The sequence below is a fragment of the Lactiplantibacillus garii genome, assembly GCF_003885105.1.
Lineage (GTDB): Bacteria > Bacillota > Bacilli > Lactobacillales > Lactobacillaceae > Lactiplantibacillus > Lactiplantibacillus garii.
The window spans coordinates 51,917-74,377 of sequence record NZ_QWZQ01000009.1; the positions used below are offsets into that span (position 1 = coordinate 51,917).

The following is a 22,461-nucleotide window of genomic DNA, read 5'->3' on the forward strand; positions in this document are numbered from 1 at the left end:
GCAACTTTCCGTCCTATTGATTGTAAATTTTAATAAATCAAGGTCATTTCCAGGCAAAAATTAGATTCCCGTGAGGAGCGATTACCGTTGCAAACTCAGGGTTTGTCTGCTATTCTTTTCATTATTGACAAATTGAGGAGCGATTTAATGTGAAAGTAATTAAATTTGGTGGCAGTTCGTTAGCCAGCAGTACCCAACTGCAAAAAGTCCTGTCGATCGTCGAAGCTGATGACCAACGTAAATACGTGATCGTCTCGGCACCCGGGAAACGTTTCGATGGCGATACCAAGGTCACCGATTTGCTTATCCAGTATGCTCGTCAGACCATTCACCATCAGGATACCACCGCCGTTGTTCAGGCCATTATTGAGCGTTACGCGGAAATTGGCCACGGGTTTAACGTCGCAGAGGACCAGCTGACCCCGATTTTTGAAACGATTCGGAACTTACCAAACCAAACGTACGCGGACAATACGTACCTCATGGCAACCTTTAAAGCCCACGGGGAACGCCTAAACGCCCAACTCGTTGCGGCGGTCTTTCAGCAGTCCGGCTTAAACGCCCGCTACCTTGATCCGAAAGATGCCGGCATGGTCGTTACCGACGTGCCCGATGATGCTCAGATCATTGCTAGCAGTTACGACCAGCTGGCACGGTGGGCCGATACCGATCAAATCCTGGTGATTCCCGGTTTCTTTGCCTACAACCGTAACGGTCAAATTTGTACGTTTTCCCGTGGTGGTTCCGACATTACCGGGGCCATCGTTGCCCGTGGCGTTCACGCCGACCTCTACGAAAACTTCACCGACGTTGACGCCATCTACGCCGTTAACCCGTCGCTAGTCGAACAACCGGCCGCCATTTCAGAAATGACGTTCCGGGAAATGCGTGAACTTTCTTACGCCGGTTTTTCCGTTTTCCACGACGAGGCGTTAATTCCGGCCATTCAGGGCGACATCACCGTGAACGTCAAAAACACGAATCACCCGGAAGCACCGGGTACCCTGATCAAGTCTACGCGCGAACCCAACCCCCATTACCCGGTCACCGGGATTGCTAGTTCGTCTAGTTTTTGCTCGCTCTACCTCCGCAAATATTTACTGAACAAGGAAGTCGGGCTGGGACGTAAAATTTTAACGATCCTTGAGACCCACCACATTAGTTATGAACACATGCCTTCCGGGATCGATGACTTAACGATTATTTTTGATGAACACCAACTCACCCCGGAACTTGAAAAAACGTTGGTGGCCGAAATTTCGGCTGCGATCCACCCGGATGAGATTTACTTCACCCACGATTACTCAATCTTGATGCTGGTTGGTGAAAGCATGCGTAACCGCGTCGGAATCATGTCCCGCGCGGCGACCGCCCTTGCTGATCACAACATTAAATTGATCATGGTTAACCAGGGTGCCAGTGAAATTTCCATTATGTTTGGTATTCACGACCGCGACGCTGACCAAGCCGTCGTCGCCCTCTACGACGAGTTTTTTAAATAACCCCTCCCCAATAGGGAGTTAAAATTAACACCCGGGCCTTAATTGTCCGGGTGTTAATTTTTATTTAGCACGCGGCTTTTGAAAACGGTTTCACTAATGCTGGCTAAGTTTGCTATAATGAGCATGAATCAGTTAGACACCGCGGGGGCCGCGCTGTCTAATGAACCGTCTGACTAACGCATTGATGATTGGAGGAGCAAGCAAATGGCTTTACATAAATCACAAGACGACCGGGTCTTTTACGGGGTCTGCGGGGGCATTGCCGAAACCTTGGGAATCTCGTCAACCGTCGTTCGCCTCATCTTTTTCTTCGGTGGCAGTCTCCTTTTCTGGGTCTACCTGTACCTAGCGCTCCGCCTCCCGGACGAGTATTTGTAAGGCAGCTTTAAGGCGCATAAATTACTCAAAATAAACTGAGTAATTTATGCGCCTTACTGTTCCTTAGCGATGGTGCCAAGAGTCAGTTGGTCCCGCTTAACGTAAATTCGTCGACACTTTAAAGCCAGAAATAATTGCCAAATTCACGGTAATACTTACAAGCTAAACGACTTTTGGCTCACACCTTTATAGAACGCTTGCTTAATTTTCCACCTTTTGGTTCCCAAACCATTTCTTATTAATTTTGGCGAGGGTCCCGTTACGCTTCAATTCTTTCAAACCAGCATTGATTTTGCGGCGCATGGTCTTATCACCCTTACGCATTCCGACCGCAAAGTCTTCGGATTTAAAGTTTCCCTGCGTTTCGTTGTAGTCGGCTGAGTTAGCTTCGTGTTTAATGTAGTAGTTCGCGTACACACTATCGATCAACAACCCTTGGATCCGACCGGCGTTTAAATCCAAAAACGCGTTGGTAAAGGTATCGTACTGTACCGGCGTCTTTTTGGCGATTTTATCCTTTAAAAGTTTCGGGTTATTCTCCAACGATTCGTAACCCGACGATCCGGATTGAACCCCTAAGGTTTTACCGGTCATGTCGTTAAAGGAATTGATCTTATTTTTCTTGAGTGAAACTAAAATTTGTTTATTCTTTAAGTAAGTATTGCTAAACGCCACAACTTTTTCCCGTTGCGGGTTCTTCGTGTAGCCGTTCCAAATTAAATCAATCGTCCCGTTACGAAGCTCGGTCGCGTTCATCGACCAGTCAATGGTCTGAAAGCTAATTTTGATCCCGTAAAGTTTAAAAACGGCCCGGGCCAGGTCAATATCGTAACCGACCAACTTACCAGATTTTTCCCGGAACCCCATCGGAACAAAGCTATCGTCTAGCCCAACGACCACGGTGCCGCGTTTTTTAATCGTTGACCACGTATCCTGCGTATCGGCCCGCTTGGTAACGGACTCCCCACAACCACTGAGGGTGCCGGCCAGTCCGATTAGCATGACTAGTAATAAGCTTAATGAAATTAATCGTTTTTTAACTCTCAATCGCCGCACCCCCTACTTCGAATTGTTCGGTTCAACGTGGAACATTTCGTCCGCGATGTTTTCCGCAAACGTCAAATCGTGGGTGACCACAATTTGAGTCATGCCGTCCGCTTTTAAGCCCATGATCAACTTTTCAACTTCCTGCCGAAGGTTCGGATCCAGCGCCGAAGTGGGTTCGTCATAACACAGGACGTTGGGCTTCATAGCCAAAGCCCGCGCAATGGCCACCCGTTGTTTTTGCCCACCTGAGAGCTCGTACGGGTACTGGTCAGCGTGATCAGCTAAGGCCAAACGGGTCAACAGTTCGTTGGCTTGTTTTTGCGCTTCAGCTTGGGACTGTTTCAACACCATTGTTGGTGCTAAGGTAATGTTTTGCATCACCGTTAAATTTGGAAACAGTTCGAAGTTTTGAAAAACAACCCCGATTACACTCTCGTTGGTGCGGTTGGTATACGGATCAAAGGCCTGTCCGTCAATGAAGAATTCACCGGCGTTTACCTTCTCGAGCCCGGTAATACACCGTAGCAACGTCGTTTTACCAGCTCCGGAAGGCCCTACGATACTTAAAATTTCACCGTCTTTAACGGTTAAATTTAACTTGTTAATAATTGTTTTGTCACCAAAACTTTTCGTAATGTTTTTGAGTTCTAACATATTGTGACCTCCCTATTTCCAGTAACTGTAGTGCTTTTCAATGCGACCCAGGATAAACGTGGTGACCGCCGTTAACAACAGGTAAATGACCCCGACAAGAACTAGTGGAACTAACGTTACGTCACGCGCCGTTGCCACGTTTCCGGCCCGGAGCAAGTCGCCCAAGCCAATCACGTAAACTAACGAAGAATCCTTAACTAAATTAATGACTTCGTTCCCAACGGAAGGTAACACAATTTTGATGACTTGGGGAATGACGATTTTACGAATGGTCTGACCATAGCTTAACCGTAATACCCGGGCACTTTCATACTGACCATCATCAATGGACTGTAAGCCGCCACGGAAAATTTCGGCGAAGTACGCGGCGTAGTTTAAGATAAACGCGAACAACGCGGCGTAGTAACGCGGAAAAACAATTCCAACCAGCGGTAAACCGTAAAAAACAAAAATCAGTTGTAACAGTAACGGTGTCCCCCGCATTAACCAAACGTAAAAATGCAGCAACCACTGCAACGGTTTGAAATTGGAAATCAGTCCCAAACTAACCACTAACCCCAACGGCAACGATCCAATCAAAGTCCAAATAAAAATCTTTAGCGTCATTCCGGCGCCGGCTACTAACGATGGCAAAATCTCTAAAATATAGTGCATGTGCTTTCCCTCCTATTTTTGGCAACAAAAAAATCCCCTTAAGATCCAATGATCTTAAGAGGACGTCTACGCGCGGTGCCACCTCACTTCGCAGTGACCTCACAGTCACTGCCTCAGGGAGTTTAGTGATAATAAAAAAATCGTCCTTAGGCCTAAAGCCTAAGAGGACGATTTCATCGCGGTGCCACCTCATATTTATCAATGGCTCACACCATTGAACTCAACGAGTTTATCACTAAACTCCGCCAATAACGAGGCCAACCGGAACGGCTTACTATGATTTCAGCCACTCAACTCGCAGATGTGGTTCGTTCACGTTAAGGACCGTCTTTCCACCACCGACAGCTCGCTGGACATCTTAACGTCAACTACTCTTCTGTTCCTTGTTTTTTAATGTTGTTCTCATAATAATCGAATTTAACGGCACCGTCAAGTCTTTTTTACTTGTTTCGGTGAAAAATTCCGGTGATTCGGGACCACATTCCTGGTTTCTGAACTTCAATATTCATCAGCGGTACCGTTTCGCCTTCAAGCCGCCGGGCAATGTTCCGGTAGCCTTGTGAAGCGGAATTTTTAGGGTCCAACACGATTGGTTCCCCGTTATTCGACGTCCGAATCACGGCGTCATCGTCAAAGACGATCCCCAGTAAATCAATTGACAAATGGTGCGTAATTTCGTCAATATCCATGGTTTCACCGTCCTGCATCATCCGCCGCCGAATCCGGTTAATCACCAGTCGGGGGGCTTCGTTCAACGGATATTGTTCTAACAAACCAACGACCCGGTCCGCGTCACGAATGGCTGAGATTTCGGGTGTTGACACGATAATTGCCGCGTCGGCCCCCGCAATCGCGTTCATAAAGCCCTGTTCGATTCCGGCTGGACAGTCCAGTAAAACGTAATCAAAATCGGGCTTTAATTCGTCAACAATCGAACGAACCTGATCAGGGTTTAGCGTGTTCTTATCCGCGTTTTGTGCCGCTGGTAATAGGAATAGTAAGTCGTCGAAGCGCTTATCCTTAACCAGAGCTTGACGCAACTGGGCCCGGCCCTGAGCGACGTCTACGATATCGTACAGAATCCGGTTATCGAGCCCTAAGATCACGTCCAGGTTACGTAACCCAATATCTAAGTCAACTAGGCAAACCTTTTTGCCCATCAAGGCTAAGGCCGTTCCCAAATTGGCCGTGGTCGTTGTTTTACCAACACCGCCCTTGCCAGAAGTGATGACAATTGCTTTTCCCATCAAATATGTCCTCCATTCCGAGTAAACAACTTCGGTCGTACCCGTTTTAATTGATCCAATGGTTGGTAATCTAACGCTTGAATGTCGTTAATATAAACAACGTTTGTACCAGCTACCGTTTTATCGGCATCCACAAGTTCTAACAATTCACCAACCCGCACGCGGGGTACCGTGGTCAGCGCGCTAACGATAACGGCGTCATTATGGTCCGGATAGCCGGCTTCCAAAGCACCAGCCACCTCACCCATCACAAAAATACTCCCAGTGGCGCGCAAAACGCCCCCTTCGTGAATTTTCCCAAAGAACAAGACGTCCCCGGTGATGTCAATGACCTGACCGTTACGAATAATCTGATTAACTAAGTGGACCGTATTTCGCTCAACCATCGCTAACGCGTCCGCCGTTAAAATTACGTCGGCACTTAATTTATGGATGCTGAACATGGGGTAACGCTGGACGAGTTGGGTGACCTGCTGATTTTGTTCAGGGGTCAACAAACGCCCCTCCGTGCCCATATCAAATGAAATCTGCTTATCAGTCGTATTATCCGCTTGTAAGCGGTCAAGCAAGGTTTTCAAATCAACCATGATGGCGTCGAAACTAGCGGCTTGTCGAAAAATTAGTTCGTAGCCGTCGTTGCTTGCTTTTAAAACCACACTTTGTTGCATGTTAGAATTCCTTTCTGCCGACTAATTAACGCTAAAGTATAACCGTCGTACCGGGTAGTATAAAATGACGAAAATCGCCAGGTTGACCGCAATGGTCGGCCCTAACGTGTACACTGCAAAATCGGCAAGGTTACCGTCAATGACGTTACTCATGCTGTACCAGATGTACACGAACGCTTCAACGATCGTCAAATTAATAATATAGACCATCAATAAGGTTAAAAAGTTCAGATCTAACCACGGCTTAATTTGCCGGCAGAGATAAACGATTAACGGGAGGGCGACAACGTAAACGCCCACCACTCCGGTATAGTATAAGTCAAAAACTAGGCCAACGAATCCCGACCACAATCCCACGGCCAAATCGTCCCGGTCGTCTAGGAAAATGGCAAAAATCAGCCAGAGTAAGACTAAGTGCAGCGCACTACTGTAGGGGTATGAAAATAGGTGACCCGCAAACACGTTGGACAGTGACCCGTCCAAAAAGAGGGCCAAAAAGAGGCCAATCGGAAAAATGATTTTTAAACGTGAGTATCGCAACGTTGTGCCTCCCTTACTGTTCGGCAACCGTCACGACCGTTAGATCGCTCAAGTCCGCCGCGGGTGTAATTTCAACTTCAGAAGCCAAACCATAGTCGTCCTGTTTAACACTAGCAACGGTCCCAACGTATAGGCCCTTCGGCGTCGTTCCACCTAAACCAGAAGTCACGACCTTATCGCCCTTCTTAATTTTAACGTTGGACGTAACGGAACCCATTTCAAGCGTATTAGCACTCTTATCGTAGCCCGAAATAATCCCGTTGACCGTTTTACCGGCCTTGTTTGTAATTTGAATAGCAAACTTATTGGCCGTCGAACTCGTATTCGAAATTAATTCCACTTTAGAATTCGTTTGGTTCACTTCCACGACCCGACCAATCAGGCCGGATTGTGACATGACGGGCATGTTCTTCTTGATACCAGCCGTAGCTCCCTTGGAGATCACGAGTTGGTTCATCCATGAAGAAGGTGTCCGGGTCAAAACGTTCGCCGTCACACTAGTGTAGTTCGACAGTGAATCGTTTAGTTTCAGTTCTTTACGCAGTTGCTTATTTTCTGCGCTGGTCGTTTGGGCGGTAACCTTCGCCTGGGCGAGTTGGTCAACCTGCTTCTTTAACTTCTGGTTTTCTTGATAAGTGTTCAGTAGGTCCGAAACCGAATTAGTCGCGCCCTGTAACCCGTTAACGGGTAACGCTACCACCCGGTCGACCGCGCCGGCCACGTCATTACCAAATTGTTGGATCAACGGTGGCGTCGACTTTTTGTCACGAATCGCTACCGACACACTCATCAAGCCGAAACTAATAATCAATACGATAATCGCAATGACAAGTTTACGGTTAGAGAAAAACTTTTGCATAATGAACCCCCGGTCGAAAATTCAAAGATTTAACAATAAATAAGCGGGAAGATGTCTTCCCGCTCACCTGTTATCGCTTTTTCATAACATCGATGCTCTTAAGTGATTTACCGGTACCAACGGCCACACAGTCAAGGGGTTCGTTAGCGATGAAAACTGGAACTTTGGTTTCATCCGCAATCACTTCGGAAAGATTCTTCAATAAGGCGCCACCACCGGTCAAAACGATCCCGTGGTCAATTACGTCAGAGGCAATTTCTGGAGAAGTTTCTTCAAGGGTTTCCTTAATTGCCGAAATAATTTCTGAAACGATTTCTTGAATCGCTTCGGCAACGTCTACCGCTGAAATTTCAACGGTCTTTGGTAACCCTGACAATAAGTCCCGGCCACGAATGGTAGAACCTTCAATGTCTTCAGCAGCTTCAAGTGAAGCTGAACCAACGTCAATTTTTAACTGTTCAGCAGTCCGTTCCCCGATTAGGAGGTTAAACTTTTGACGAACGTGGTAAATAATTGAATCGTCGATCTTGTCACCGGCCATTCGAATTGAACGACTTGAAACGATCCCGCCTAAGGAAATGGTGGCAACGTCGGTCGTCCCACCACCAATATCAACGACCATGCTACCGGTTGGGTCCATAACTGGCAAACCGGCACCAATGGCTGCGGCAAATGGTTCTTCAATGACGTAGGCGTCCCGCGCCCCCGCAACCCGGGTGGCGTCGATCACTGCCCGCTTTTCAACTTCGGTAACCCCACTCGGCACACAAACCATCACGTACGGCTTACCGTTTGACCGGCCTAAAGTCTTTTGAATAAAGTACTTCATCATTGCCACGGTGGTATCGTAGTCCGCGATAACCCCATCTTTCATTGGCCGAATTGCCACAATACTTGCTGGCGTCCGTCCAATCATGTCCCGTGCTTCAGAACCGACGGATACAATTTCACCAGTCTTCGTGTTCTTCGCAACCACGGATGGTTCTCGTAATACGATGCCCTTGCCGTCAACGTAAACTATCGTGTTGGCTGTACCGAGATCGATCCCGATATTTTTTGTCCCAAATCCGAACACTACATTCATCCCTTCATTAATTACAAATTTAATTTTTTATTAGTCATAATAGTAAGTATTATAGCATAATCGTGCAGCATTAAAAATCCTGCTCGAAACCTAGCATACCGTAATCCGTTCAAAAATACAGTCCCACTATTTAACTTAGATAAAATTTAACAAAAAAACGCGGCCAGGCGGAATAATATCCGTCCTAACCCCGTTATTTTACCACATTCTACTGAGAATCCGTATTACAATTTACCAACCCTTGCTCCGCAAAGCTAAAGTAATCGTTTGCACCGATAACAAAACTATCTAACAAAGGGACGCCCACAATTTCACCGGCTAATTGCAACCGTTTAGTAAACTCAACGTCCTTTTTACTAGGGGTCACGTCCCCACTCGGATGGTTATGGGCAATGACAATGCGTGCGGTCGCAACCGTCAACGCCGTTTGCATAATTTCCCGCGGATGAGCCGGACAACTGTTCAGGGTGCCCTGAAACACCACTTGCCGCTTAACGATTTGATTCTTGGTGTCCAGACATAATAGTAGTAACCGTTCTTGCTGCCAATTAGCAAAGTCGTGGGCCAACTGTGCACCGGTTTGCTGACTACCATAAATCTGCCCCACCACTACCTGATTGGGGTGGGGTAATAATTGGCCACAGCGCAAGGCGATTAATAATCCGTTCCATAACGGGTCACTCGCCGTCTGATTTAACCACGTCGTTGCACTTCCGGGCGGAAAAGTACGCTCAAAAGCGTGGGTCGCCCGCTTTAACGCCGGTCCGGTCAAGAAAGTGGCAAAGTACTGTTCAATTAGTGCGTGAATCTGGATCAACGGTAGATTTTGTTCGGTTAGGCTCGTCATTTAACCACCCCTTCACTGAACAATTGCGTAAAAAACCGTTAGCACCATTTTCAAATTTAAGTTTTCCCTAAAAACGGACGGGCACCACAAGGCACTTCGTTTGTGATTATTAAGGTGAACCCGGCGACCATTCCTGAATTTGAAATGGTCACCGGGTTCACCTGTGGAATAAATTAAATTTTTACGACTGTTTCGGTACCCTTGCAACGAGCACGCAAGACACGGGCCCACTCGTTGGTGCAGCAGACTTTAAAAATTGTTACGCTTCCCGATTTTTAAAGTACGTCCGCACGTCGGAAATAAAGTACAGTGACCCGGTCAGTAACAGGACGTCCTCACTCGACATCTCCTGGGTTGCTTGGATCAACGCTGCCTGCCAATTCGCAAATAGCTCTGCCGACCGATTCTGTGGTAATTCCGCTGCCAACTCGTTCGGGTCGGTGGCGTGGCGTTGCGGGTTCGGTCCGGCAAACTGGGTCAACAATAAGTGGACGTTGGTCAGTTGCCCCAAGGTTTGGATCATTTGAGCGTGTTGTTTATCGGCTAACACGGCAAAAATAATATACACGTTTTGCTGACCAAAACGCTCCTTGAGCGTTGTTGCCAACTCCGTCACCGCGGGTTCGTTGTGGGCCCCGTCAATCATGATCAACGGATCATCGTTTAGGCGTTCAAACCGTCCCGGCCACTGGACGTGGGCCAAGGCCGACTTCACGTCGCGGACTTGGACTGGTACACCGGTCTGCCGGTGATAATCCAAATATGCCGCCAAGGCTACCGCGGCGTTATCCACTTGATAATCGCCAAGTAACGGTGTGACTAAGTCCTTAAAGTGGTGCGCCGTACCATCGAAGTTAAAGCGTTCCTGCCAGCCTTGGGGGGCTAACAACTTAGTCGTGAAATCGACCCCGAGCGTTTGTAGCGGGGCCCCGTTCGTTTGGGCCGTCGTGACCATGACCGCCTGTGCTTCGGCGGGCAGCTTGCCGACGATCACGGGTACGTCAGCTTTTATAATGCCCGCTTTTTGGGTCGCAATTGCCGCCAACGTGTTCCCCAAAATTTGCATGTGATCGTAACCAATCGTCGTGATCACGCTCACCTGCGGGGTCCACACGTTGGTGGAATCGTACAACCCACCGATGCCGACTTCCACGATGGCTAAGTCAATGGGTTGTTCCGCAAAGTAGGTAAACATCATGGCGGTAATAATTTCAAATTCAGTGGGACCACCCTCCGGCAACTCGGCGTCAAGTTTAGACACGACCGGTTGAATTTTGTTTACTAACGTCACGAGGTCGGTGTCACTAATTGGCTGACCATCTACGCTGATTCGTTCATTGAAGCGGATAATAAACGGCGACGTAAAGGTCCCCACGGTTAGACCGTCCGCCATGAACAGGTCGCGTAAATTAGCGACCGTTGAACCCTTACCGTTCGTTCCGGCCACGTGGATCCCGCGGACTTGTTGCTGGGGATCACCTAGCTCGTGTAAGAACCGGCGCATCCGTTTGAGCGTTGGAATTTTCTTAAACTTTGTGCGACCGTGGATGAATGCCAGGGCCGCTTCGTAATCGGTTACCACTGTCCTTTTCCTCCCCCTTGCAAAAAACAGAGTGTGCCAAAAGTCGGTCAGCCGTTAAGCGGAGCCCGCTGACTTTTGAAACCCGTTTCGACAATAATTGTGCAGAGATACAAAAGAGGCTGTGACTTTTGTCACAGCCTCCATTTTGTTAACTTAAGCCTGTGCCTTAATGTCGGCTAACCGTTGTTTCGTAGCGGCTAACTTATTCTCATTATCAGCTAACTTTTCTTTTTCACTGTTCACAACGTCTTCCGGCGCGTTTGCAACGAAGCGTTCGTTCCCCAGCTTCTTAGTTGCCCGGGTCACTTCGCTTTCAAATTTCGCTTGTTCCTTTTCCAGCTTCTTAACTTCTTCGTTCAAGTCTACTAGTTCGGCCAACGGAATGTAAACTTCGGCGTCACTGATGACTTGGGTCATCGAAAGTTTAGGCGCAGCCACGTCGGCCCCAATGGATAAGGTCTTCGGGTGCGCAAAGCGCTGGATGTAATCTTCATTCGTCTTAAAGACCGTTTGTAACCGTTGATTATCGGTCTTGATCAGTAAGTCAAAGGCGGAGGACATCTTCGCGTTTGCTTCGGCCCGAATACTCCGAACCGCGGTGATCAATTCAATCAACGAAGCCATGTCGCTTTCAGCGTCCTGATCGTCAAATTCTGGGTGGTCAACGGGATAGTCCGCAACCACTAAGGATTTGCCAACGTGTGGCATTGATAACCAGATCTTTTCGGTCACGAATGGCATGATTGGGTGTAATAAGCGTAAAACTTGGTCCAAAACGTAGGCTAAGACGTTTTGGGTGTTTTGCTTAGCGTGCGCATCGTCACCGGTCAGAACTTCCTTACTCATTTCAATGTACCAGTCACAGAAGTCGTTCCAGATGAAGTTATACAGTGCCCGACCAGCTTCACCAAAGTCAAACTTATCGAAGGTGGTCGTCACCTGCTTAACGGTTGCGTTCAACCGACTTAAGATCCACTTGTCGGCTAACGTCCACTCAGCCTTTTCTGGCAGAGTTGGTTGGGTCATGTCGCCTAAGTTCATGATAACGTAACGGCTGGCGTTCCAAATCTTATTGATGAAGTTCCAGGCTGCGTCCATCTTCGTGTAACTAAAGCGAACGTCCTGCCCAGCAGTAGAACCATTGGAGAGGAACCAGCGTAGAGCATCGGCCCCGTATTTTTTGATGACGTCCATCGGGTCAATCCCGTTACCTAAGGACTTACTCATCTTACGACCCTGTTCGTCACGAATCAGACCGTGTAAGAGCACGTTCTTGAACGGACGGCGACCGGTAAATTCCAAACTTTGGAACATCATCCGTGAAACCCAGAAGAAGATAATGTCGTAACCGGTGACTAACGTATTCGTTGGGAAGTAGCGTTTAAAGTCTTCAGCATCTTCGTCCGGCCAGCCCATCGTTGAGAACGGCCAGAGGGCACTGGAGAACCAGGTATCCAACACGTCGGGGTCTTGTTCCCAGTTTTCGATATCCTTTGGTGGTTCAACGTCAACGTACGTTTCGCCCGTCTTTTTGTTATACCAGGCTGGAATTTGGTGGCCCCACCAGAGTTGCCGTGAGATGACCCAGTCATGCACGTTTTCCATCCACTGATCAAAAGTGTCTTCAAACCGGTCCGGTACAAAGTTAACCTTATCGTCCGTCTTTTGGTTCTTTAAGGCTTGTTCGGCTAGCGGCTTCATTTTAACAAACCACTGGGTTGATAAGCGGGCTTCCACCTGAACCCCGGTCCGTTCCGAATGGCCAACGCTGTGGACGATTGGGTCGATTTTGATCATTAAGCCTAAGTCGTCGAGGTCCTTGACCATGGCTTTACGAGCTTCGAAACGATCCAGCCCTTCGTACTTACCGGCGTTCGCGTTCATCGTGGCGTCTTCATTCATGGTGTTGATCCGTTTTAAGTCGTGACGGTTTCCAACCTTAAAGTCATTCGGGTCGTGAGCTGGCGTAATTTTAACCATCCCAGTCCCGAATTCAGGATCAACGTAGGCGTCGGCGATAATTGGAATTTCCCGGTCAGCTAATGGTAAGACGACCTTCTTGCCGACTAAGTCTTTGTAACGTTCGTCACTCGGGTTAACAGCAACGGCGGTATCCCCCATCATCGTTTCGGGACGGGTCGTCGCGATTTCAATGTAGTGTTTACCGTTGAAGGTGAAGTCTTTGTCAACAAACGGGTACTTCACGTGGTAAAAGGCACCCTTATCGTCTTTATGAATAACTTCGATGTCGGACAAAGCGGTCCGAGCTTGGGGATCCCAGTTGATGATGTATTCACCGCGGTAGATCAACCCTTTGTTGTAAAGCGTCACAAACACTTTTTTAACGGCGTCGGACAAGCCCTTATCCATTGTAAAACGTTCGCGTGAATAGTCGAGGGATAACCCCAGCTTAGCCCACTGTTGTTTGATAATTGAGGCGTATTCGTCCTTCCAATCCCAAACTTGTTGAATGAACTTTTCACGGCCAAGATCGTAACGGCTAACACCCTGCTCACGCAGTTTAGCTTCAACCTTTGCTTGCGTGGCAATCCCGGCGTGGTCCATTCCGGGTAACCAAAGCGTGTCAAAACCCTGCATCCGTTTTTGGCGAATGATAATGTCTTGTAACGTGGTGTCCCAGGCGTGACCTAAGTGTAACTTACCGGTAACGTTCGGTGGCGGTAATACGATTGAGTACGGTTTAGCTTGTTTGTCGCCCGAAGGCTTAAATAAATCTTCATCTAACCAAGTTTGGTAACGACCCTTTTCAACGGCGGTCGGATCATACTTAGTTGGCATATCAGTAGTTGGTTCTTCTGACATATGGGGCACATCCTTTCTCTTGGACCAAAAAAATCCATTCATCCTAAATGACTAGGACGAATGGATTTCGCGGTACCACCTAATTTTAAAGCACGGCTACGAACCGGCTTTACAACTTAAACATAATTGTTAACGAACGGTGTATCCCGTCCGGTTACCCCTACTCATATTCAGGATAACAGCTCGCAAGCTACTTTCAACTTAACCCCGCCGAAAACTTCCAGTCCCGTTTTCTTCCTGTAGACGGTGGTTAAGTCTACTCTCTTGCTCATCGCTGAATGACACTATTGTAATGAATTTCGCTAAGCGCGTCAATCTTTATTCAAATTGTTTCAGTGCATCAAGGGCCGCCACGTAGTTCGGTTCGTGACTTAAGTCCGGCACAATTTCATGATAAACGATTTTACCCTCGGCGTCGGCCACGTAAATTGCCCGGGTCAACGTCCCGTTGTTCGGCAGGTACAAGTTAGTGGCGTAACCAAATGATAATTCTTCGTCGGAAACGACCGTTAAGTTTTTAACGCCTTCCTTGGCACACCACCCCGCCTGATCGGCTACCGAATTGTTAGAAACGGCTAAAAATTGGACGTGCGGGTACTGATCGGCCTGCTGATTAAACTTACGGGTCTGAATGGAGCAAACCCGGGTATCGATATCGGGCATCACGCTGATCAGGACCGGCTTACCTAGTAAATCCTTGGTTTTCAGCTTCTGATCGTGGGTCGTAAACACCTTGAACTTGGGTAGCGAATCGCCATCCTTAAGCGGTTCACCAACTAAATCTAATTTTTGATCATGAAATAACACTTGCACAGCAAACACCCCTTCAAAAACTTAATGCAGCCAATTAATCTTCCAACTAGTATGCATTAAACTTACCGCAAACCGGCAAGCCGCGCAAATGATAGCCTCAATTTTTAAAAATTTGCGACTAGTCACACTAGCCACCCGCATGGCTTAGTGGGGTAAAACTAAGGATCAGCTGGGACGGATCAGTTCACTGCGCAATATTTTGGCATTTAACCCTTCCCAGAAAACCCACTGCCGTCCAGCAACGTTTCACCGTGGCGTTCAGCTAATTGGACGGCTAACTCGGTGGGATCAGTCGTTTGACACGCCCGCCACCACCTAGCGGCCAGGGTTTGGGCGGGATCATTCAATTCCCGCGTAACGTCGGCGATGACGGTCGTCGGCGTAGGCCCCGGTAGCTGGGCCAACATGCCCGCCAACTGTTGCATTAGCCAGCGGCCCTCACGTAGCGCGTTGGGACGTTCCCACGGCCGTTGCAACGCTACGGACTCGTTAAGACCGTCTCCTCGCTTGACAGCCTCGTCCACCGCTCTGGGGGCCGGTAACCACAACATTAACAGTAAAAAGGCGTGTACAAAGGCTAACTGCTTGCGATTGATCCCCACCGGTGCGTACGGGTTAAGGTCCAAATGGCGAATTTCTAAGTATTCAATTCCCGTCGTAGCCAGGTCGAGTACCCGGTGGCCACCCCGTAGCCGAACGTGCCCGTAGAACTCCTTTTCTTCACTCAGTCGTCCCCGTTGGACTAAGCGGACTAGGTCCACTAGGTAGGCATTTAACGACTGATACGAGACCCGGACGTCGGGGGCGTTAACGTAGCCGTAACGACTATTGCGTAAACTCCGGACGGGTTCCTTGGGTTGCTTCTGGTCCACATACAGGTTGGGCCAACTTGTTGGCGTGGCACCGTAACGGTACGTGATCAACCAGCGGTAACGCAAATAGTTTTGCGCCACGTGCAGGTACAGGGCGTTTCGAAACTCAGCCAGCGTCCCGTATTCGTTCTGCCGGGCAAACATCGCCGTCACTAATTGCGGGGCCAACTCAAAGTTAAAGTGCAGCCCGCTCAACATTTGGCGACGGCGACCGTAGTGTTGGGCCAAGTATTGACGGTACGTCACCGCATCCCGATTGGCTAGTTTTGCGATCACAATTTGCTGCTCATCCACGGGAAGTTGTGGGGGCGTACTCAGCGGCCAGATCAACTCCCGCGGATTTAGTTGACCCACCACTTCCCGTTGGATCGTGGTTAGCTCTCTCAATGCCTGGGCGGTACTGGTTGCCACCGGCGTGACTAACTCTAACTGGGTTTCCGCAAAGTCACGGGTCACGTTGGCAACGCGATCCATCCCCACCGTCTTAAAATCGGTGGTCGCTAACTGACCATCAGGCGTGACCCGCTGGCCTTCACGCTCAAGGCCGACCCGTACCATCTTTAAATTGTTGGACGTGGCAACCGCCCGTAGTAGTGGCTGAAAATCCATGGTCACTCCCCCTCGCAAAACTAATTTGGGCTTATCTTAGCATATTCATAGTGATTTTAATTCGAGAAACGTCCCTTAATTTTATCAATAAAAAAACTCGCTTCAGCGTTTAACCTGAAACGAGTTTCAACATCAATTTAAAGTAATTCGGCAAAAACGTCTTCTTGGGCGTTCATGTAGTTTTCACCGGGTTTGATCTCGGTGATCGTAATGCCGTCCATGGCACGTTGCATGAGCCCATCGACGTCGATCCGTTCTTCGTAAGCACGGGCACGGTCCAACTTAGGATGAGTCTTGGGTGCCGGTGGTGCAAAGATGGTGCAGCAGTCTTCAAACGGCATGATTGACAAGTCGTAAGTGTTAATGTCTTCCGCCACCTTGATAATTTCGGTTTTATCCATCGAAATCACCGGTCGTAAGACGGGCAACGTCGTCACGTCGTTAATGGCAATCATGCTATCCATTGTTTGGGAAGCCACTTGACCAAGCGATTCGCCGTTAAAGATGGCCTTTCCGTTACGTTTACGCGTAATGGCGTCCATCAATCGCATCATCAACCGCCGTTGGACGGTCATTAAATAGCCCTCCGGAACCTTTTCCTTAATTTCTTCCTGGATCTCGGTAAACGGAATTTGAATAAACTTCACACTGCCAGAATAGCTTGCCAACGTAGATGCTAACTGCTTCGCCTTAGCTAGTGCCTGTTCACTCGTGTATGGCGGACTAAAGAAGTGCACCATTTCCATATTAACGCCACGCTTCATGCCAAGGTACCCGGCCACCGGTGAATCGATCCCACCGGAAAGCATCAACATTCCCTTACCCGCGGTACCCACTGGCAACCCACCGGCGCCTTGGATCGTTTCGGAAGACAGAAAAATTCCGTTCAACCGAACTTCGACCCGTAAAACGATGTCGGGGTGCTTCATTTGGACCTTAATGCCGTCAACGTGGTCTAAAATTTGACCACCCAACATGTCGTTAATTTCGTTCGTATCGTATTCAAACTTATGGTCAGAACGCCGGGTATTGATCTTAAACGTCATCCCCGGTTGGTACTGGGCACGCACCATTTCAACGGCCGTTTTATAAACGGCGTCCATGTCCTGATCGACCCGAATACTGGGTGAAAAGTTTTGAATACCAAAGACCAACTTCAAGCGGTCCATGACCTTCGCTGAATCTTCACCATTTAACATGATGTGCATCCGATCCCGGTTAGCATGGACCTTTAGTTCCGGAAAATCGTGCAAAGCTTTACGGACGTTACGGCCCAGACTGTCGATAAAGTTCCGCCGGTTTTTACCCTTGGTCGACAATTCCCCGTAACGCACCATGATTTCAGTGTATTGCATGAAATGAGGTTCCTTCTTCCTTTAAGACTGACAAACTAAGCGTCCGCGTTGATTTTTGAAAACTTGTGGTACAACTTGTCAAAAATCTTAATAAATTCATCGGCTTCCGCCAACGTGTTATTTTCATCCAAACTGATTCGAACGGCACTGGTTGCCACGTTTTCTTGAACGTGCATGGCCATCAGCGTACTGGAAGCCAGGTGTTTTTTCGACGAACAAGCACTGGTCGTGGAGATGTAAACACCTTGATCCTCGAACGCGTGCACGATGGTCTCACCCCGTACCCCGTTGATTGTAAAACATAGAATGTGCGGTGCAAACCCGGCCGTTGGTTGACTAAAAATCGTCACCTTCGGGAAGGTCTTAATGTGGTCGTAAATACGTTGCTTAATGGCACGCTCCCGGGCCACTTTTTGGTCCTCATCGGTCAATAATAACCGTAACGCCTTGGCCATTCCGGCAATCGCCGGTAAGTTTTCCGTTCCGGAACGCCAATTACTCTCCTGACCACCACCGGTCATCAACGGCGCTAATTTACGACCCTGACGTGCGTAAATAAAGCCAATTCCCCGCGGAGCGTGGAATTTATGGCCCGAAAAGGTCACGAAGTCCACCCGGTCATTCATGATCAGGTCCTGAATACCCTTACCGATTCCCTGGACCGCGTCGACGTGAAAATGGATCTTAGGGTAAGCCTTCAACACGTCGGCCACTTCTAATAACGGTTGAATCGTCCCAATTTCGTTATTCACCGCCATGGTGGAAACTAGAATGGTGTCCGGTCGAATCGCCGCCTTTAAATCGGCCGCGCTGATCCGACCCTCCGCGTCAACTGGTAAGTAGGTCACGTCAAAACCCAATTCCTTTAATTGTTCCATGGAGTTATGAATGGCGGGATGCTCCACCGCCGTCGTGATCAGGTGTTTGCCAAAAGTCCGCTTCTCCATGGCCGTTCCCTTAACCACCCAGTTATCCCCTTCAGTCCCACCGGACGTAAAGAAGATTTCGTTAGGTTTGGCGCCAATTAGCGTGGCAATCTGTTGCCGGGACTGTTCCAATAAATGAAACGCATTTTCACCAAAACTGTGTAAACTGGACGGGTTGCCCCAAATCTTTTGGGAAACCTTGGTATAAGTTTCTAGTACGGCCGGTGCTGCCTGGGTCGTCGCACTATTATCAAAATAAATCATTTCTGAGCCTTCACTTTCTAATAAAGCAGTGCCACGCACTTACTTTCGATAAGAATTCTTTGCAATTATACCAAATAATGACGTTGAAACAAGTCCTTTTGTCTGACCAATCAGGAATCATTAGTGGTCAGCCGCTGTCAACGCGGGCACCAACGGCAATCACTTTCGTTAAACGTAAACAGAGTGTGTCAAAAGTCAGTTAGCTGGTGAGCATTAACGGCGTATGGTGAACAATCCTGGGCTTGGATTGTTTGGCATACGCCGTTAAGCGGAGCCGGCTGACTTTTGGCGCACGTTTCGCCAATAATTGTGCGGAGATACAAAGAGGCTGTGACTTTTGTCACAGCCTCTTTACGTGCAGCTTCACCGTCCCATCGCCGGTTAGTTTCCGGCCACTTCAACCGCGAACACTACTCAGCGTCGGTTCGTTCTGACTGTTTTTGGGCGTAATAGCTGTCCTCAATCCGTTTATAGGCACCGGGATCCACTTTATCTACCGCCGTCGCGATGATCTCTAAACTGCGCGCGTAGTCGTACTCTTCATTAAAGAGCCGTTGTGACTCCTCGCTCGCCGTTTGGACTTCTTCGTGGTTCGTTTTATACCGGTTCGCATACTGCAACAACTGTTCTGCCAGTACGGCCGCGTCCATTAAATCACCGGTTTTTTCTTTTAAAGTCGCCATATCGGCCTGAATCACGATCAATTGCTTGGTAATGTCATCCATGTTGATCACTAACTTATTAATATCATGATCTAGCCGCTCAATTTCCTTTGAAACCACTTGGAAATAGTCCAAGTAATCCTTGGGTAATCCCGGTAAGTTTAAGTTCTCCACCTGCCGTTTGACGGCGTGAATTTCAAAGTCAAAGCGTTGCAAGGTGTCGTGGGCTTTAGACTCTTCCGCCGTTAAGTTAGCAACACCGTCGTTGACGGCCACCTGTTCTTCTTCAATGGCCTTAAGCTGCTTATCCTGTTCCTCATAGTGGGCCGCAATTTGACTATAGACCGCCTGCTTACTAGTTAACGCGGTCATGTCGGCTTGATAAGTCGCTTCGATGCCCTTCAACTGTTCGTTTAGTTCACGGGTCCGTTCAACTTCGTGATTATTCAGCGTATAACTCTGTGCTAACCGGTCCAGTTCAATCTGTAACCGGTGATTCTGATTCATGGCGTGGGTCAAAAACTTACTGATCTCGCCCTGGCGTTTGTCTACGACTTCCTTGGCATCAATTTCAACCTGCATCACGTCGTAAAGGTGGTCGATCCGTTTTTCGATCGCGTGATTGCCATTCTCCGCGTCAGATACCTTTAAGTCGCCTAACAGCGCGACATTATCATCAATGGCCTGCTTTAACGCCGTTATTTCGGGTTCGATGGTCGTCACTTCAAAGTGGAAGTGTTGTGCAACTAACTGGTGATACCCGGAAGCCAGTTCGGCCAGTTGATCCGGAAAGCCGCTGACGAGGTCTTTATAAATCGGTGGAATCCGGTCAATGTCCATCTCTAGCGAACTGGTATCGTGCCGTAACTGGTCCAGGACCTTTTCAGCGGCGTCGTGGTCACCAGACTTTGCTAATTCTGAAAAGCGGTCAAAGTCACTTTCCAAATTAGATAACCGGTCTTCCAGTTTATCAATACTGGGGCCAAACGAAAAGTTCTGGGACAACAACGTCTTACGTAGATCCTGATACTTTTTCTCCAGACTGGCAACGGCTTCGCGGTGCGCGGCGTCGGCGTCGTCCAACGCTTGTAGTCCCTTGCGTACGTCAGCTTCGCGTTGCTCAATAGTATCAAGTTGGCTGCTAACCTTCTTTAAGTTTTGTTTGGCGTCTAAAAACTTGACGCTCCGTGCGAGGGCGGTAATTTTTGTCAACTGCTCGCTGACGGCGGGTAATTGGTCATTCGTAAGTTCCTGACCCTCTGTCTGCAATGCCTCCAGCTTAGCTAACGAACCGCCCGTTAAGCCCAGTTGTTCAATTTTTTCAAAATCCGTTGTCTGTGCCTGTTTGGCTAACGCTTGTTGACGAACGGTCAATTGTTGGACTTGTTTATCTATGTATACTTGGAAGCCCTTAACCGCAGCGTAGATCACAACGGCGACAACTACTATGCCGATTGCTACTTGCATATGAATACCCCTTACATAATTTATTCCGTTTTAATTGCAGTTGCGCCTCACCCTGTTGAACCGTAACCTTGCTTTTTTCTGAAAATCCAATTAAAATCTACCTTAAATTATAACATAGTCATAACTACCAAACAGTATGAATTTGTTAACTTTCAGGGAGGATTTTTGCATGGCAACCACGGACACATCACTTATGAATCAGCAACTTGACGCACTTCTTTTTCAAGAAACGAACCTCGTTGCAAACCTTAGCAACGCCAGCGCGTTATTAAACAGTACCTATGACGACCTTAACTGGGCCGGTTTTTACCTTTACAACCAGACCACTAACGAACTTGACCTCGGTCCCTTTCAGGGAAAAGTTGCTTGTATGCACATTAAAGTTGGTGCCGGCGTCGTTGGTACCGCCTTTAAAACGCAGACCAACCAACGCATCAAAGACGTTCACCAGTTTCCGGGCCACATTGCCTGTGACAGCGCCAGCAATTCTGAAATCGTCATCCCCATCACTAAGGACGGTCGTCAAATCGGCGTATTAGACGTCGACTCCCCTTCACTTGACCGGTTCACCGCCGAAAATGAAGCCGAATTAACCGAATTCGTTAAGATTCTGACCCAACACATTGACTAATCACCGTCAAACATGCTATGCTACTCTTTGTGTAAAATAACGCAGCAGTGAGTGGGTAAGCTCGTCAACAGATTGGTGCCACTTATGGTCAGTTAGTAACCTGCGGCTGCAATGGTGAACCCTGCAGTCCGATCTGAACGAATATCGAACTCACATCGGCTTATTTTACTCCAACTAAATATATTGGAGGAAACAATTTATGTCTCGTTATACAGGTCCAAGTTGGAAAATTTCCCGTCGTTTGGGAATGTCCCTTTCAGGTACTGGTAAAGAATTAGCACGTCGCCCATACGCACCTGGTGATCATGGCCAAGGTCGTCGTGGTAAGATGTCAGAATACGGTACCCAATTACGTGAAAAGCAAAAGTTACGGATGATGTACGGTTTAACTGAACGTCAATTCTCTAACTTATTCCTTAAGGCTGGTAAGATCCGCGAAGGTAAGCACGGTGTTAACTTCATGATCTTACTCGAACGTCGTTTGGATAACATGGTTTACCGTTTAGGTTTGGCTACGACTCGTCGTCAAGCTCGTCAATTAGTCAACCATGGTCACATCACCGTTGATGGCAAGCGCGTTGACATTCCTTCATACGAAGTTAGTGTTGGCCAAGTTATCTCCGTTCGTGAAAAGTCCAAGAAGTTGGCCGTTATCACCGGCGCCGTTGAAGCCGTTGTTGCGCGTCCTAACTTTGTTCAATTCGACGCTGACAAGCTTGAAGGTTCATTAACTCGTTTACCAGAACGTGAAGAACTTGAAGCAGACATCGATGAATCATTAATCGTTGAATACTACAACAAACTTTAATTTCCGGTTATTCAAAGAGGCTGTGACTTTTGTCACAGCCTCTTTCCTACGATTAGTCAAGCCCAGATTGTGGAAGCCTTCCGCCTTACCGGTTGGTTCTAAAGCAGCTGGAACGTGGTGGACACGACTTTAAGCCAAGAACCCCACTTGTCTTAAAGCTCGGTCTTTG

At 48.2% G+C, this 22,461-nt stretch carries 20 protein-coding genes and 2 other annotated features; of the genes, 4 read left to right on the top strand and 16 right to left on the bottom strand.

Going from position 1 to position 22,461, the window contains the following annotated elements:
* The first annotated feature begins 149 nt into the window (after positions 1-149).
* Positions 150-1,502: an aspartate kinase gene (locus tag D1831_RS04070; protein ID WP_125071652.1), complete on the top strand. Its 1,353-nt coding sequence runs from the start codon at positions 150-152 to the stop codon at positions 1,500-1,502.
* A 204-nt stretch (positions 1,503-1,706) separates the two neighbouring features.
* A complete protein-coding gene (locus tag D1831_RS04075) occupies positions 1,707-1,880 on the top strand; it encodes a PspC domain-containing protein (RefSeq protein WP_125071653.1) in 174 nt (57 codons plus the stop codon).
* 201 nt (positions 1,881-2,081) lie between these two features.
* Here D1831_RS04075 and D1831_RS04080 read toward each other — a convergent pair whose 3' ends face one another.
* The 16 genes from D1831_RS04080 to ezrA form a co-directional block, all read right to left on the bottom strand.
* Positions 2,082-2,882, bottom strand: a complete 801-nt coding sequence (locus tag D1831_RS04080; RefSeq protein WP_125071672.1) for an amino acid ABC transporter substrate-binding protein — start codon at positions 2,880-2,882, stop codon at positions 2,082-2,084.
* Positions 2,883-2,939: 57 nt separating this feature from the next.
* Positions 2,940-3,581, bottom strand: coding sequence for an amino acid ABC transporter ATP-binding protein (locus D1831_RS04085; protein ID WP_125071654.1), 642 nt, complete (start codon positions 3,579-3,581; stop codon positions 2,940-2,942).
* Between the two features lie 12 nt (positions 3,582-3,593).
* Complete coding sequence (locus D1831_RS04090) at positions 3,594-4,235, bottom strand: amino acid ABC transporter permease (protein ID WP_125071655.1); 642 nt, start codon at positions 4,233-4,235, stop codon at positions 3,594-3,596.
* A gap of 160 nt (positions 4,236-4,395) precedes the next feature.
* Positions 4,396-4,628: a binding site (T-box leader), on the bottom strand.
* Between the two features lie 47 nt (positions 4,629-4,675).
* On the bottom strand, positions 4,676-5,482 hold the full coding sequence (gene minD / locus D1831_RS04095) for a septum site-determining protein MinD (protein WP_125071656.1): 807 nt from the start codon (positions 5,480-5,482) through the stop codon (positions 4,676-4,678).
* Positions 5,482-6,150 carry a septum site-determining protein MinC gene (locus tag D1831_RS04100; RefSeq protein WP_125071657.1) on the bottom strand — a complete coding sequence of 223 codons (669 nt, stop codon included), beginning with the start codon at positions 6,148-6,150 and terminating at the stop codon, positions 5,482-5,484. Before D1831_RS04100 ends, minD begins: the two co-directional genes overlap by 1 nt.
* A gap of 21 nt (positions 6,151-6,171) precedes the next feature.
* Positions 6,172-6,690, bottom strand: coding sequence for a rod shape-determining protein MreD (gene mreD, locus D1831_RS04105; RefSeq protein ID WP_125071658.1), 519 nt, complete (start codon positions 6,688-6,690; stop codon positions 6,172-6,174).
* Between the two features lie 13 nt (positions 6,691-6,703).
* Positions 6,704-7,549, bottom strand: coding sequence for a rod shape-determining protein MreC (gene mreC, locus D1831_RS04110; RefSeq protein ID WP_125071659.1), 846 nt, complete (start codon positions 7,547-7,549; stop codon positions 6,704-6,706).
* 70 nt (positions 7,550-7,619) lie between these two features.
* Positions 7,620-8,624, bottom strand: a complete 1,005-nt coding sequence (locus D1831_RS04115) for a rod shape-determining protein (RefSeq protein ID WP_125071660.1) — start codon at positions 8,622-8,624, stop codon at positions 7,620-7,622.
* A 217-nt stretch (positions 8,625-8,841) separates the two neighbouring features.
* The gene (locus tag D1831_RS04120) at positions 8,842-9,480 is read right to left on the bottom strand and encodes a JAB domain-containing protein (protein WP_125071661.1); all 639 of its coding nucleotides are present in this window, start codon (positions 9,478-9,480) and stop codon (positions 8,842-8,844) included.
* A gap of 259 nt (positions 9,481-9,739) precedes the next feature.
* Positions 9,740-11,062 carry a bifunctional folylpolyglutamate synthase/dihydrofolate synthase gene (locus D1831_RS04125; protein WP_125071662.1) on the bottom strand — a complete coding sequence of 441 codons (1,323 nt, stop codon included), beginning with the start codon at positions 11,060-11,062 and terminating at the stop codon, positions 9,740-9,742.
* A gap of 153 nt (positions 11,063-11,215) precedes the next feature.
* Positions 11,216-13,885: a valine--tRNA ligase gene (locus tag D1831_RS04130; protein WP_125071663.1), complete on the bottom strand. Its 2,670-nt coding sequence runs from the start codon at positions 13,883-13,885 to the stop codon at positions 11,216-11,218.
* 49 nt (positions 13,886-13,934) lie between these two features.
* Positions 13,935-14,166 (bottom strand) — a binding site (T-box leader).
* Positions 14,167-14,203: 37 nt separating this feature from the next.
* Entirely contained in the window at positions 14,204-14,698 is a 495-nt protein-coding gene (locus D1831_RS04135) for a peroxiredoxin (RefSeq protein WP_125071664.1), read from the bottom strand.
* A 206-nt stretch (positions 14,699-14,904) separates the two neighbouring features.
* The gene (locus D1831_RS04140; RefSeq protein ID WP_125071665.1) at positions 14,905-16,179 is read right to left on the bottom strand and encodes a hypothetical protein; all 1,275 of its coding nucleotides are present in this window, start codon (positions 16,177-16,179) and stop codon (positions 14,905-14,907) included.
* A 137-nt stretch (positions 16,180-16,316) separates the two neighbouring features.
* Positions 16,317-17,534 carry a tRNA uracil 4-sulfurtransferase ThiI gene (gene thiI, locus D1831_RS04145; protein ID WP_125071666.1) on the bottom strand — a complete coding sequence of 406 codons (1,218 nt, stop codon included), beginning with the start codon at positions 17,532-17,534 and terminating at the stop codon, positions 16,317-16,319.
* A 35-nt stretch (positions 17,535-17,569) separates the two neighbouring features.
* Positions 17,570-18,724, bottom strand: coding sequence for a cysteine desulfurase family protein (locus D1831_RS04150; RefSeq protein ID WP_125071667.1), 1,155 nt, complete (start codon positions 18,722-18,724; stop codon positions 17,570-17,572).
* A gap of 410 nt (positions 18,725-19,134) precedes the next feature.
* Positions 19,135-20,853, bottom strand: a complete 1,719-nt coding sequence (gene ezrA, locus D1831_RS04155) for a septation ring formation regulator EzrA (protein WP_125071668.1) — start codon at positions 20,851-20,853, stop codon at positions 19,135-19,137.
* Between the two features lie 169 nt (positions 20,854-21,022).
* On the opposite strand from ezrA, the gene D1831_RS04160 reads away from it, so the two are divergent.
* Entirely contained in the window at positions 21,023-21,484 is a 462-nt protein-coding gene (locus D1831_RS04160) for a GAF domain-containing protein (RefSeq protein ID WP_125071669.1), read from the top strand.
* A 199-nt stretch (positions 21,485-21,683) separates the two neighbouring features.
* A complete protein-coding gene (gene rpsD, locus D1831_RS04165) occupies positions 21,684-22,292 on the top strand; it encodes a 30S ribosomal protein S4 (protein ID WP_125071670.1) in 609 nt (202 codons plus the stop codon).
* The last annotated feature ends 169 nt before the right edge of the window (positions 22,293-22,461 follow it).